This is a genomic window from Amycolatopsis lexingtonensis (genome assembly GCF_014873755.1).
GTDB classification, from domain to species: Bacteria; Actinomycetota; Actinomycetes; order Mycobacteriales; family Pseudonocardiaceae; genus Amycolatopsis; species Amycolatopsis lexingtonensis.
The window spans coordinates 4,921,565-4,933,794 of sequence record NZ_JADBEG010000001.1; the positions used below are offsets into that span (position 1 = coordinate 4,921,565).

The 12,230-nt window shown below is 71.6% G+C and carries 16 protein-coding genes; 4 read left to right on the forward strand and 12 right to left on the reverse strand.

Annotation, left to right across the window (positions count from 1 at the left end; genetic code table 11):
- Positions 1-43 precede the first annotated feature (43 nt).
- The 7 genes from H4696_RS21890 to H4696_RS21920 all read right to left on the reverse strand — a co-directional run bounded on the left by H4696_RS21890 (position 44) and on the right by H4696_RS21920 (position 6,107).
- Entirely contained in the window at positions 44-595 is a 552-nt protein-coding gene (locus tag H4696_RS21890; RefSeq protein ID WP_249026852.1) for a Uma2 family endonuclease, read from the reverse strand.
- A 49-nt stretch (positions 596-644) separates the two neighbouring features.
- On the reverse strand, positions 645-1,025 hold the full coding sequence (locus tag H4696_RS21895) for a MerR family transcriptional regulator (RefSeq protein ID WP_086856540.1): 381 nt from the start codon (positions 1,023-1,025) through the stop codon (positions 645-647).
- 33 nt (positions 1,026-1,058) lie between these two features.
- Positions 1,059-1,850, reverse strand: coding sequence for a tryptophan synthase subunit alpha (gene trpA / locus H4696_RS21900; RefSeq protein WP_086856541.1), 792 nt, complete (start codon positions 1,848-1,850; stop codon positions 1,059-1,061).
- Positions 1,847-3,058, reverse strand: a complete 1,212-nt coding sequence (gene trpB, locus H4696_RS21905) for a tryptophan synthase subunit beta (protein ID WP_086856542.1) — start codon at positions 3,056-3,058, stop codon at positions 1,847-1,849. The genes trpA and trpB overlap by 4 nt, the downstream gene beginning before the upstream one ends.
- Positions 3,055-3,864, reverse strand: a complete 810-nt coding sequence (gene trpC / locus H4696_RS21910; protein ID WP_086856543.1) for an indole-3-glycerol phosphate synthase TrpC — start codon at positions 3,862-3,864, stop codon at positions 3,055-3,057. The genes trpB and trpC overlap by 4 nt, the downstream gene beginning before the upstream one ends.
- Positions 3,865-3,988: 124 nt before the next feature.
- Complete coding sequence (locus H4696_RS21915; RefSeq protein WP_420831507.1) at positions 3,989-4,555, reverse strand: Trp biosynthesis-associated membrane protein; 567 nt, start codon at positions 4,553-4,555, stop codon at positions 3,989-3,991.
- Positions 4,548-6,107, reverse strand: a complete 1,560-nt coding sequence (locus H4696_RS21920) for an anthranilate synthase component I (protein WP_086856545.1) — start codon at positions 6,105-6,107, stop codon at positions 4,548-4,550. The genes H4696_RS21915 and H4696_RS21920 overlap by 8 nt, the downstream gene beginning before the upstream one ends.
- Before the next feature lie 94 nt (positions 6,108-6,201).
- Here H4696_RS21920 and H4696_RS21925 point away from each other — a divergent pair, with 94 nt between their 5' ends.
- Complete coding sequence (locus H4696_RS21925) at positions 6,202-6,816, forward strand: TetR/AcrR family transcriptional regulator (RefSeq protein ID WP_249026853.1); 615 nt, start codon at positions 6,202-6,204, stop codon at positions 6,814-6,816.
- On the opposite strand, the gene H4696_RS21930 is transcribed toward H4696_RS21925, so the two are convergent.
- The 5 genes from H4696_RS21930 to hisF form a co-directional block, all read right to left on the reverse strand.
- Positions 6,813-7,736: a DUF3592 domain-containing protein gene (locus H4696_RS21930; protein WP_086856547.1), complete on the reverse strand. Its 924-nt coding sequence runs from the start codon at positions 7,734-7,736 to the stop codon at positions 6,813-6,815. The two genes, H4696_RS21925 and H4696_RS21930, sit on opposite strands and share 4 nt — an antisense overlap.
- 100 nt (positions 7,737-7,836) lie before the next feature.
- Positions 7,837-8,199: a DUF1304 domain-containing protein gene (locus tag H4696_RS21935; protein WP_086856548.1), complete on the reverse strand. Its 363-nt coding sequence runs from the start codon at positions 8,197-8,199 to the stop codon at positions 7,837-7,839.
- On the reverse strand, positions 8,196-8,558 hold the full coding sequence (gene hisI, locus H4696_RS21940) for a phosphoribosyl-AMP cyclohydrolase (protein ID WP_086856549.1): 363 nt from the start codon (positions 8,556-8,558) through the stop codon (positions 8,196-8,198). Before hisI ends, H4696_RS21935 begins: the two co-directional genes overlap by 4 nt.
- On the reverse strand, positions 8,555-8,932 hold the full coding sequence (locus H4696_RS21945; RefSeq protein ID WP_086856550.1) for a hypothetical protein: 378 nt from the start codon (positions 8,930-8,932) through the stop codon (positions 8,555-8,557). The genes hisI and H4696_RS21945 overlap by 4 nt, the downstream gene beginning before the upstream one ends.
- Positions 8,929-9,702: an imidazole glycerol phosphate synthase subunit HisF gene (hisF, locus tag H4696_RS21950; RefSeq protein WP_086856551.1), complete on the reverse strand. Its 774-nt coding sequence runs from the start codon at positions 9,700-9,702 to the stop codon at positions 8,929-8,931. Before hisF ends, H4696_RS21945 begins: the two co-directional genes overlap by 4 nt.
- A 38-nt stretch (positions 9,703-9,740) precedes the next feature.
- Between hisF and H4696_RS21955 the strand changes: the two genes are divergently transcribed.
- From H4696_RS21955 to H4696_RS21965, 3 genes are read left to right on the forward strand one after another with little or no spacing between them, the layout of a single operon-like run.
- Positions 9,741-10,346 (forward strand): TetR/AcrR family transcriptional regulator, encoded by a 606-nt coding sequence (locus H4696_RS21955; RefSeq protein ID WP_086856552.1) that lies wholly within the window; start codon positions 9,741-9,743, stop codon positions 10,344-10,346.
- Positions 10,347-10,382: 36 nt separating this feature from the next.
- The gene (locus H4696_RS21960) at positions 10,383-10,952 is read left to right on the forward strand and encodes a dihydrofolate reductase family protein (protein ID WP_086856553.1); all 570 of its coding nucleotides are present in this window, start codon (positions 10,383-10,385) and stop codon (positions 10,950-10,952) included.
- A gap of 53 nt (positions 10,953-11,005) precedes the next feature.
- Positions 11,006-12,190: a phytase gene (locus H4696_RS21965; protein ID WP_086856554.1), complete on the forward strand. Its 1,185-nt coding sequence runs from the start codon at positions 11,006-11,008 to the stop codon at positions 12,188-12,190.
- Positions 12,191-12,230 lie beyond the last annotated feature (40 nt).

Sequence of the window (12,230 nt, forward strand, 5' to 3'; positions counted from 1 at the left end):
GCGGAGCTTGATCGAGCCGCGTACAGCTTTCGTACAAAGCGGGTCAGAGACGGAGGGTGGCCTCGAAGGGGCGGGTGAGGTGGAGTTCGCCGTCCTCGCTCTTGGCGATGGGTTCGTACTCGCCGCCCTGGAACTCGAAGAGGGTCGCGGTGTTCTGTTCTCCCGGCTCGACCAGGAGGTAGAACGGAATCAGTGCCTCCGCGTAGACCGTCCGCTTGAGGATCCGGTCCTGCACCTTGGTCGATGGCGAGACGATTTCCGCGGCCAGGAGGACATCACTCGCCGCGTAGGCGAGGGTGTCAGCCCCGGGACGGTTGAGGATCACCAGGTCCGGGACCATCAGCCGCTGACCTTCGAGGCGTACGTTCACGCCCGGCAGCAACTCCGCACCGTCAGGGAGCGCAGGCCCCAAGGCGAATTGGAGCTTCCCGAGTAGCCGCTGGTGCTCCAGCCCCGGCCACGGGCTCACGAGGAGTACCCCGTCAACGAGTTCGGTCCGGTGAAGCAGGGTTTGCTCCTCGGGCAGGGCGAGGACGTCGTCGACTGTCCAACCGTCCGGTCGTGGCGGCATCAAGAACGCGTTGGGGATCGTCACACGAGGAGTATGCGGACGGCCACCGACAGTTCTGGATCAGGTGAGGGCGTCACGCGGGTGCGACAGCCAGCTCCTCCGCCCCGCTGTACAGCCGGATCTTGAACCGGATGTGGTCCTGGTGCTCCTGCAACCGCGAGATCTGCCCCGCCACCCGCCGTTCGTGCTCGCGCAAGACCTCCACTCGCTCCTTGCGGGTCGCCTCGCCGGAGCGCAGCAGCTCCACGAACCGCAGCATCTCCGCCACCGGCATGCCCGTGTACCGCAGGCAGCGCAGGAGCTGCAGGAACTCCACGTCCTGGTCGGTGAACACGCGCCGCCCGCCTGCCGTGCGGCCGACGTGGTGGAGCAGGCCGATGCGCTCGTAGTACCGCAGGGTGTCGATGGTGAAGCCGGTCTTTTCGGTCACCTGAGCCGGGGTGTAGGACGTCACCGATCCAGCGTGACACCTGGAGCGCACTCCAGGTCAAGCGGTGGCGACCGCCCGGCGCACGCCTTCGGCCAGCTCCGCGGACAACGCACGCACGCCGGATGGGCCCTCGGCCGCCGCCGTGACCAGGGCGGAGCCCACGATCACCGCGTCCGCGAACGAGGCCACCTCGGCCGCTTGGTCGCCGGAACGGACGCCGAGGCCGACGCCGATCGGGAGCGACGTGTGGGCTCGCGTGCGGCGGACCAGGTCCTCCGCGCCCGCGCCGACCTGGTCGCGCGCGCCCGTCACGCCCATCACCGCGGTCGCGTAGATGAAGCCCGACGACGCGGCCGCCGTCAACGCGAGGCGCTCCTCCGACGACGAGGGCGCCACCAGGAACGTCCGGTCCAGGCCGTGCTCCTTCGAAGCCGTCATCCACGAAGCGGCTTCGTCCGGGATCAGGTCCGGCGTGATCAGGCCGAGCCCGCCCGCCGCCGCGAGGTCGCGCGCGAAGCGGTCCACGCCGTAGCGGTTGACCGGGTTCCAGTACGTCATCACGACCGCGCGGCCGCCGCGCGAAGCCACCGACTCGACGACCTCGAAGACGTGCTTGAGGCGGAAGCCGTTGTCCAGCGCGGTCACCGAAGCGGCCTGGATGGTCGGGCCGTCCATCACCGGGTCCGAGTACGGGACGCCGACCTCGATCAGGTCCGCGCCGCCGTCGACGCACGCCGCGATGAGGTCCTTCGAACCCCCGACCGTCGGGAAGCCCGCCGGGAGGTAGCCGACCAGCGCGGCCCGGCCCTCCGCGCGCGTCGTCGCGAAGAGGTCGTCCAGCCCGCTCACTCGCCCACCAACCCGAACCACTTCGCCGCCGTGTCCATGTCCTTGTCGCCGCGGCCCGACAGGTTGACCACGATCAGGCCCTCCGGCCCCAGCTCGCGGCCCAGCACCAGCGCGCCGGCCAGCGCGTGCGCCGACTCGATCGCCGGGATGATGCCCTCGGTGCGCGAGAGCAGCTTGAACGCGTCCATCGCCTCGGCGTCGGTGACCGGCCGGTACTCGGCGCGGCCGGTGTCCTTGAGCCACGCGTGCTCCGGGCCGACGCCCGGGTAGTCCAGCCCGGCCGAGATCGAGTGCGACTCGACCGTCTGGCCGTCCTCGTCCTGCAGCAGGTACGTCATCGCGCCGTGCAGGTTGCCCGGGGTGCCCTTCGTGAGCGTCGCGCCGTGGCGGTTGCCCTCGATGCCCTCGCCGCCCGGCTCCAGGCCGACCAGCCGCACGGACGGGTCGTCGTAGAAGCCGGAGAAGATGCCGATCGCGTTCGACCCGCCGCCGACGCACGCCGCGACGACGTCGGGCAGGCGGCCGGCCTGCTCGAGGATCTGCTCGCGGGCCTCGGTGCCGATGACGTGGTGGAAGTTGCGCACCATCGTCGGGAACGGGGCCGGGCCGGCGGCCGTGCCGAACAGGTAGTGCGTGGTGTCGGCGTTGGTCACCCAGTCGCGCAGCGCCTCGTTGATCGCGTCCTTGAGCGTCCGCGAACCGGTCTTGACCGGGATGACCTCGGCGCCGAGCAGCCGCATGCGGGCCACGTTCAGCGCCTGGCGCTCGGTGTCGACCTCGCCCATGTAGACGACGCAGTCGAGGTCGAGCAGCGCGCACGCGGTGGCCGTCGCGACGCCGTGCTGGCCCGCGCCGGTCTCGGCGATGACGCGCTTCTTGCCCATCCGCTTGGTGAGCAGCGCCTGGCCCAGCACGTTGTTGATCTTGTGGGAGCCGGTGTGGTTCAGGTCTTCGCGCTTGAGGAAGACCCGCGCGCCGCCGGCGTGCTCGCCGAAGCGCTTGGCCTCGGTGAGCAGCGACGGGCGGCCCGCGTAGTCCTTCAGCAGGCGGTTGAACTCGTTCAGGAAGTCCGGGTCGTGGCGGGCCTTGTCGTACTCGGTGGCGACCTCGTCGACGACGCCGATCAGCGCCTCCGGCATGAACCTGCCGCCGTACGGGCCGTAGTAGCCGCGCTCGTCCGGGTCGTGCTTGTCGTGCTCTTCGGTCACCGCGACGGCCTCGGGCAGGCGGGGTGCGAGCCGGCGGTGACCAGCTTGACCAGGGAGCCCTTCGGGTCGCCCGACGCGACGAGCCCCTCGCCGACCAGCACCGCGTCGGCGCCGTGGCCGGCGTAGGACATCAGGTCGCCCGGCCCGCGGACGCCCGACTCGGCGACCTTGTAGACGTCCATCGGCAGGCCCGGGGCCAGCCGCGAGAAGACGTCCCGGTCCACCTCGAGGGTGTGCAGGTTGCGCGCGTTGACGCCGATGACCTTGGCGCCCGCCTCGAGGGCCTTGTCGGCCTCCTCGGCGTTGTGGATCTCCACCAGCGCGGTCATGCCGAGCGACTCGACGCGGTCGAGCAGCGCGACGAGCGCGTTCTGCTCCAGCGCGGCGACGATCAGCAGCACCATGTCGGCGCCGTGCAGGCGGGCTTCGTGCACCTGGTAGGGGCTGACGATGAAGTCCTTGCGCAGGATGGGGATGTCCACCGCGGCGCGGACCGCGTCGAGGTCGGCCAGCGACCCGCCGAAGCGGCGCTGCTCGGTCAGCACGCTGATCACCCGCGCGCCGCCGTCTTCGTAGTCCTTCGCCAGTGCGGCCGGGTCGGGGATGTCGGCCAGCTCGCCCTTGGAGGGGCTGCGCCGCTTCACCTCGGCGATCACGCCGATGCCGGACTCGCGCAGCGCGGACATCACGTCGCGGGGCGCCGGGGCGGCGGCCGCGCGGATCTTCAGTTCGTCGAACGGCAGCGCGGATTCCCGCACGGCGAGGTCTTCCCGCACGCCGGCGACGATGTCTTCGAGCACGCTCACCGGGCGCCCCCGCCCTGGCACGTACTCACGGATTCACTCGCAAGGTCGCTCACAAAAACCTTCCCCTTCCCGCCGAAACGATGCTAACCCCCGCATCTGGAGCGCTCGGTTCCGGGTGCGTGCGTTACTCCGAATGCCTGCCGCGGACGTCCGTGGGATCCTCGCCTTCCGACAGGGCTTCCCACAGCTCGGCGTCCGGATCGCGGGTCTTCTTCCGCGTCGCCGGAGCCGCGTACTTGGCGCCCAGCCGCGCCGCCTTGCCCGCGCCCTTGACGGCTGCCAACCCGCCCGCGGCGACGAGAATTCCCCCCAGCACGGCCAACCCGCGCCCGATCAGCATCTGGGACACCGGCAGCCCGGCCGCGTAGCCGGTGAAACGGACGCCGTCGATCCCGGTCCAGACCGCGGCCAGCCCGGCCAGCGCGAGCACGACGCCGAGGACGCGCCGCGCCCAGCCGCCGGTCGCGATGACGCCGGCCACCCCGGCCAGCGCGAGCAGGGCCAGCGGCACCAGCGCGGTCGCCTGCTGCTCGCCGGTTTCGCGGTGGAGCACCGTGCCGCGCACGCCGCCGTCGCGGAATTCGGCGAACCACGTCAGCCGTGACGCACCCCACAGCGCGAGCGCGCCGAGCAGCAGCCCGGTGACGATCATCCACAGTGGACGGCGGGACGGCTTGGCCGGCTCAGACATGGGCGGAGTCCGCGGCCGGGTCGAGGGTGCCCGCCGCGACCATCGTCTGCGCGGCGGCGACCGCCGAGAGCACGGTCCTGGCCTTGTTCAGCGATTCGGTGTCCTCGTAGTCCGGCACCGAGTCGGCGACCACCCCGCCCCCGGCCTGCACGTGCGCGATGCCGTCCTTGACCAGCGCGGTGCGGATCGCGATCGCGGTGTCGGCGTCGCCGGCGAAGTCGAGGTAGCCGACGACCCCGCCGTAGAGCGCGCGGCGGACCGGTTCCAGCTCCTCGATCAGCTGCATGGCGCGGACCTTCGGCGCGCCGGACAGCGTCCCGGCCGGGAAGCACGCCGTGACCGCGTCGAAGGCCGTCTTGCCTTCGGCCAGCTCGCCGGTGACGGTGGACACGATGTGCATGACGTGGCTGTAGCGCTCGATCTGGAAGAAGTCGACGACGCGCACGGTGCCCGGCTTGCAGACCTTGCCGAGGTCGTTGCGGCCGAGGTCGACGAGCATCAGGTGCTCGGCACGCTCCTTCTCGTCGGCCAGGAGGTCCTTGGCCAGCTGCGCGTCCTCTTCCGGGTCGGCGCCGCGCCAGCGGGTGCCCGCGATCGGGTGCGTGGTCGCGCGCCCGTCCCGCACGGTGACGAGGGATTCGGGGCTGGAGCCGACGATGTCGAAGCCTTCGAGCCGCAGCAGGTACATGTACGGGCTCGGGTTGGACGTCCGGAGCACGCGGTAGATGTCGAGCGCGTCGGCGGCGGTCGGGATCTCGAACCGTTGCGACGGCACGATCTGGAACGCTTCGCCGGCCTTGATCGCTTCGACGGCCTTTTCGACCGCGGCGTGGAAGTCCGCTTTGGACCGCTTCCGGGTGAACTCCGGCACGGGCCGGTCGAACGCGGCGACGGTGGCGGGCGCGGGCACCTGCAGCTGCTCGGTCATCGCGCTCAGCCGGGCGACGGCGTCGTCGTAGGCCGCGTCCACGCGCTCGGGCGAGTCGTCCCAGTTGACGGCGTTCGCGATCAGCGTGACCGTGCCCTCGTGGTGGTCGAACGCCGCGAGGTCGGTGGCCAGGAGCATGGTCAGCTCGGGGATGTCGAGGTCGCGCTCGGCCAGCTCGGGCAGCCGTTCCAGCCAGCGCACGGAGTCGTAGCCGATGTAGCCGACCATGCCGCCGGTCAGCGGCGGCAATCCGGGCAGGGCCTCGGTGTGCAACGCTTCGATCGTTTCGCGCAGCACGGTGAGCGGGTTTCCTTCGCTCGGCAGGCCGACCGGCGGCGTGCCGGTCCAGACCGCTTCGCCGTCGCGCACGGTCAGCGCGGCCGGGCTGCGCACGCCGATGAACGACCAGCGCGTCCAGGAGGCGCCGTTCTCGGCCGATTCGAAGAGGAACGTGCCCGGCCGGTCGGCGGCGAGCTTGCGGTACACCCCGATCGGCGTCTCGCCGTCGGCGAGGACCCGGCGCACGACCGGGATCACGCGGCGGCTCTCGGCGAGGGCGCGGAAGTCCTCGCGGGACGGGCTGACCGAGCCGGGACCGGTCGAACCGGCGGAAGCGCTGACCATGGGCTCATTGTGCCGCCCCGGGCAGATCCGGCGACGGCGGGGCCACAATTCAATGAATGTTGAATTGTGGCCGGGCGTCGGTCATGATGGAGCCGTGAGCACCGCCGACAACACCGACACTACTTCCCGCCGCCGCGGCCGGCGGCCCGCCGGCCAGGACACCCGCACGGCACTGGTCGAGGCCGCGCGGGCGGTGTTCGCCGAGAGCGGCTACGACGGCGCGACGGTGCGCGCGATCGCCACCCGCGCCGGCGTCGACGCGGCGATGGTCAACCACTGGTTCGGCAGCAAGGAAGGCCTGTTCGCGAAAGCCGTGCTCCAGCTGCCCTTCGACCCCCTGGAGCTGCAGGGGGAAATCCGCCGCGGCCCGGACGCCGAAATCGGCGAGCGCATCGTCCGCACCTTCCTCACCCGCTGGGACGGCGCGGGCGGCGACGTCTTCCAGGCACTGGTCCGCAGCATCACCGGCCACGAGCAGGCCGGCCAGGTCCTGCGGAGCTTCTTCCAGAACTTCTTCACCGGGCTGATCACCTCGATCGGCTCGGACCGGATCCCGCTGCGCACGGCGCTCTGCGCGTCCCAGCTGGTCGGCATGGGCATGATCCGGTACGTGGCGAAGTTCGAACCCCTGGTGACGGCGGAGGTCGACACCCTCGTGGCCGCGGTGGCGCCGACGGTGCAGCGCTACATCACCGGCGAGATCGACTAGGCCCGTTCCCGGATCGCGTGGACGGCCAGGACGTACGGGCCGTTCTCCATCCCCACGACCATCGACCTGCCCCAGCCGCCGACCCAGCCCTGCTTGTTCTTCCAGCCGGCCGACGGCGACAGGCGGAGGAGCGCCCAGGAGCGGCGGAGCGCGACCACCGACCCGTCGCGGAATTCCGAGTCCAGCTTCACCTGCTCGTCGCTCACGCGGGCCCGTCGCCACCCGGTGCGCTCGACGGCCCGGAGCCGGCGCCGCCAGCCGGCCGCCAGCCCGATCGAGAACGGCAGGCCGAACAGGGCGACCAGTATCGGAACCATGCCGAGGCTGAGCTGGGAATCGTCTTCGTTCGATTCGTCCGCGGTGCGCACGCGCGCGGGGTCGGCCGGGTCGTAGATGACGATCACCTCCTCGCCGACCCGGTAGTCGCGGTCCGAATCCCGGACGAGGACGTCGGTCCGGTTGCCGTGGCTCACCTCGATGTACGTCGTGCCTCTGCTGTGGCGCACGCTGACGACCTCGCCGATCTCGTGGAAGCCGGTGTGGAGCAGGTCCTCGGCGGCCGCGGAGACCAGGGCGACCTGGGTGAACCCGGCCGCGAACACCACCGCCCAGCCCACGGCGAAGCCCGTCGCGCGGCGGTAAGCCCGGCGCATGCGGGCGTTCAGCACCGGGTGGTCACCGTCGGCGGGATCCGCCGCGGGCAGCCACCGGCCGAAGTTCCGGACGACGGCCGTTGCGCCGCGGTCCACGACCCGCAGCCGGTACCAGCCGACGGCGGCGAACGCGAGGCCACCGACCAGGAGGAGCGCATTGCTCAGCAGATCGTCGTCGCCGGAGACGAGCGAGTACACCGTGGCCGCGGCGCCAAGCCCGGCGACAACCGAAAAGCCGGCGGCGATGACCACCCAGAATGCCCGCATGGAGTGATGTTAGGGCCGTCGACCTGCGTGAACGCTGCGAGAAACGGCACAGGACGGCGCGTCAACCAGGCGGCCTTCCCGTGCGTGTAAGGGAACGGGGTCAGCGGGCGAGCAGGAGCGCGAGCAGCGCCAGCGCGGCCGGCAGCACCTGCACGAACAGGATCCGCTTGCTGGCCGTCGCCGCGCCGTAGAGGCCCGCGATGATGACGCACACGAGGCCGTACAGCTTGAGCTGGAAGCCCGTGGGGTCGCTCGCGATCAGGCCCCACACCAGCGCGAGCGCCAGGAAACCGTTGTACAGCCCTTGGTTCGCGGCGAGCGTCTTGCTCTCTTCCGCGAACTCCTTCGTGGTGCCGAAGGCGGCGCGGGCGCGCGGGGTGGTCCAGAGGAACATCTCCAGGACGACGATGTAGACGTGGATCAGGGCGACCAGCCCGACCAGGACGTCGGCGGCGATTGTCACGCGTGCTCTTTCTCGTCGGCGAGGAGCAGGCGCTCTTCGGTGTCGAAACAGGTGTGCGTGCCGGTGTGACAGGCGGGGCCGGTCTGGTCGACGCGCAGCAGCACCGTATCGCCGTCGCAGTCGATGCGCACCTCGCGAACGTGCTGGTAGTGGCCGGACGTCTCGCCCTTGACCCACAGCTTCCGCCGGCTGCGCGACCAGTACGTGCCGCGGCGGGTGGCCAGGGTCGCGGCGAGGGCGTCGTCGTTCATCCAGGCCATCATCAGCACGTCGGAGGTGGCGTGCTCGACGACGACCGCGGCGATCAGGCCGTCGGCGTTGCGCTTGAGGCGCGCCGAGACGGCCGCGTCCAGGCTCATGCTTGCGCTCCCACAATGTGCCGCTTGAGCGGCATCGAGTTCAACAGGACGAACGCGTAGCCGTAGCCCGCGAAGGAGAGGCCGGAGAACAGCTTGTTCCACCACAGTTCCGCGGCCAGCAGCAGGAAGGCGTGCAGCAGCGCGAACACCACGGTGACGACCAGGCCGCCGATGCGCGCGCTCCCGAGCTTCAGCACGAGCCCGGTGGTGACGACGCCGCCGAGGATCAGCGCGAGCGCGGGCACCCGGTAGATGGCCAGGCCCGACCCGGCGCCGAGCACCGGGATCAGGTCGAGCAGCGCCCACGCCACCGGCAGCCCGACCAGCAGGGCGGCGGTGACCTTCACCTCGACGGGTGCCTGCCAGGACTTCACCGGACCTCGACCCCGCCTTCGCGCAGCGCGTTCTTGACGTCGCCGATCTTCAGCTGTCCGAAGTGGAACACGCTGGCCGCGAGCACCGCGTCCGCGCCGGTCCGCACCGCGGGCAGGAAGTGCTCGAGCGCGCCCGCTCCCCCGCTGGCGATCACCGGGACCCGCACGGCCTTGCGGACCAGCTCGATGAGCTCGAGGTCGAAGCCGTTCTTGGTGCCGTCGGCGTCCATGGAGTTGAGCAGGATCTCGCCGACCCCGAGCTCTTCGCCGCGCGCGGCCCACTCGACGGCGTCGATCCCGGTGCCGCGGCGGCCGCCGTGGGTGGTGACCTCGAAGCCGGACGAGGTCGGCTCGCCGCCTTCGGGAACGCGGCGCGCGTCGACGGACAGCACGATGCACTGCGCGCCGAACCGGCGGGAGGCTTCGTGGAGGAACTCCGGCCGGGCGATGGCGGCGGTGTTGATGCTCACCTTGTCCGCGCCCGTGCGCAGGAGCCGGTTGACGTCGTCGTTGCTGCGGACGCCGCCGCCGACGGTGAGCGGGATGAAGACCTGCTCGGCGGTGCGGCGGACCACGTCGTAGGTGGTTTCGCGGTCGCCGGAGGACGCCGTGACGTCGAGGAACGTCAGCTCGTCGGCCCCTTCGGCGTCGTAACGCCGGGCCAGCTCGACCGGGTCGCCGGCGTCGCGGAGGCCGGCGAAGTTGACGCCCTTCACGACCCGGCCCGCGTCGACGTCGAGACAGGGGATCACCCGCACCGCGACAGACATGCGCACCAGCGTAGTCAAGGGGGCTCTAAGCTCTGCCAATGGCACGGGCGGGACGGCGGCCGGGGCAGACGGAGACGCGCGAGAAGATCCTCGACGCGGCCCGCCACCGGTTCGCCGAGCTGGGCTACGACGGCGCGACGGTCCGCGGGATCGCCGCCGACGCCGGCGTCAACGCGGCCCTGCTGCACCACTTCTTCGGCAGCAAGCAGGCCCTTTTCGCGGCGGCGATGAACCTCCCGGTCGACCCGGCGTCCCTGGTCCCGGCCATCCTGGCGGGCCCGCGCGCGGGCGTCGGCGAACGCCTGGTGCGCGCTTTCCTCGCGGTGTGGGCGGCCCCGGAAGGGCGCACGCCGTTCATCGCGATGCTGCGCGCGGCGGCCACCAACGAGCAGGTCGCGCTGATGATGCGCCAGTTCATCGAGCGCACGGTGCTGGCCGAGGTGGCACGGGCGCTGGCGGTCCCGAAGATCCGCGTGACCGGGATCGCGGCGCAGATGATGGGCGTCGCGCTGCTGCGGTACGTGATCAAGCTGCCCCCGCTGGCCGAGGCGGACGACGAGGAGATCGTCGCGCTGCTGGCCCCGGTGGCCCAGTACTACCTGGATTCCCGGGACGGTGTCGAAACCCGCCAGGCGCCTTCGTAGTCAGGGTGAGAGTCCCCTTCGACCGAGGAGCGCACCATGACCGCGACCTACACCTTCGACGTCTTCATGAGCCTCGACGGCTTCGGTTCCCACACCGGCGACTGGGGCGGCTACTGGGGCAAGCAGGGCCCCGAGCTGCTCGCGCACCGCCTCGAGCTGTACCGCGAGGACCAGCGGATGGTTTTCGGGGCGGCCACGCACCGGCTGAACGAGCAGATGCTGTCGGTGGACCCGGCGGCGCTCGACCCGTGGGTGACCCGGATGCGGGACCTGCCGGCGACGGTGGTGTCGGCCACGCTCGACGGCCCGCTCGGCTGGCCGGACGCGACCGTCGTGGCCGGTGACGCCGTCGAGGTCGTCACCCGGCTGAAGGAGGAGTCGCCGGTGCCGCTGCGCTCGCACGGGAGCCTGTCGCTCAACCGGGCGCTGCTGGCGGCGGGCCTGGTGGACCGCGTCCAGGTGACGGTGTTCCCGGTACTCACCGGGCGGACGGGCGAGCGGCCCGTCTTCGAAGGCGTGCCGGACCTCGACCTGGACCTGCTGGAGAGCCGGACGCTCGACGGCCGGACCCAGGAGCTGATCTACCGCCCGACGCTGCACGAGTGAGCCTGGCATCCGGCGTTCACGTACCGGACACCCGATTCGTCTAGTTTCCGCGCGTGCGCAGACTTCTCCCGGCGGCCGTGGCCGCCGTCTCCCTGCTGTCCGCCGTTCCCGCTTCCGCCGCGTCCCGTGATCCCTCGCCGGTCGCCCAGACGCAGGCCTTCGTCGACGATTCCTCGGCCTCCCCGGCGAACGCCGATGCCGACGACCCGGCCATCTGGGTCCACCCGAACGACCCTTCGCGCAGCGTGGTGCTGGGAACGCTCAAGGAGGGCGGGCTCGCCGCGTTCGACCTGGACGCGCGGACGCTGCAGCTCATCCCGGCCGGGCCCGGCGGGCGGTTCAACAACGTCGACGTCGTCGGGGACCTCGCCGTCGTCAGCGACCGGGGCCGGGACCTCGTCCGGGTGTACCGGATCGATCCGCGGGGCGCCGCCGCCGGGGCGGACCTCCTGCGGGACGTCACCGATCCGAACGCCCCGCGCGTGTTCCCGCAGTCCGATGTGGACGAACAGCGGACCGCGTACGGCCTCGCCGCGGGGCGCGACCCGCGCACCGGCGTCCGGTGGGTGGCGGTGACCCGGCGGCACGAGACGCGGGTGGCACTGCTGAAGCTGGTCGACCGGCCGGACGGCACCGTCGGCACCACGCCGCTGGCGACCGTCGACCTGCCGTCGTCGTTCCGGCTGCCGGACGGCATGACGTGGTCGCCCTGCGAGGAACCCGGCGAAGGGCCGCAGCTGGAGGGGTCGGTGTTCGACGGCCGCGTGCTCTACACCGCCCAGGAGGACGTCGGGATCTGGCGGATCCCGCTGACGTCCGCCGGGTTCGGGCGGCCCGAGCTGGTCGACCGCGTGCGCTCCTACGGCGTCCCGCAGCGCTGGGACGCCGAAACGGAGGAATGCGTCCCGGACGGCGCCGACCCCGGGTTCGGCGGCCGGTGGCTGGAAGCCGACGCCGAAGGGCTGGCGGTGGCGGACGGCACGCTGTTCGCGTCCAGCCAGGGCGACTCGCGGTTCGTCGTCTACGGCCACCGCACGCGCGACCTCCGGATCGTCGCGGGCCGCGGCACGGACTCGGTCGAGCACTCCGACGGCTCGGCGATCACGACCGCATCGCTCGGCCGCCGTTTCCCGCACGGTCTCCTGGTGGTCCACGACGGCGAGCGCCGTCCGTCGGCGGGCGACCTCCCGACCACGGGCTTCGCTTTCGTCCGGTTGGAAGACGTCATCCCCCGGTAACCAGCACCTGAACACCGGATTTCGACCGTCACCGCTGTCC

Coding starts and splice junctions, on each gene's coding strand:
- hisI (WP_086856549.1), bottom strand. CDS start 8,558: ATGAGCCTGGACGCGGCCGTCTCGGCGCGCCTCAAGCGCAACGCCGAC.
- H4696_RS21960 (WP_086856553.1), top strand. CDS start 10,383: ATGACCGCGACCTACACCTTCGACGTCTTCATGAGCCTCGACGGCTTC.
- H4696_RS21915 (WP_420831507.1), bottom strand. CDS start 4,555: ATGTCTGAGCCGGCCAAGCCGTCCCGCCGTCCACTGTGGATGATCGTC.
- hisF (WP_086856551.1), bottom strand. CDS start 9,702: ATGTCTGTCGCGGTGCGGGTGATCCCCTGTCTCGACGTCGACGCGGGC.
- H4696_RS21955 (WP_086856552.1), top strand. CDS start 9,741: ATGGCACGGGCGGGACGGCGGCCGGGGCAGACGGAGACGCGCGAGAAG.
- H4696_RS21930 (WP_086856547.1), bottom strand. CDS start 7,736: ATGCGGGCATTCTGGGTGGTCATCGCCGCCGGCTTTTCGGTTGTCGCC.
- H4696_RS21920 (WP_086856545.1), bottom strand. CDS start 6,107: ATGGTCAGCGCTTCCGCCGGTTCGACCGGTCCCGGCTCGGTCAGCCCG.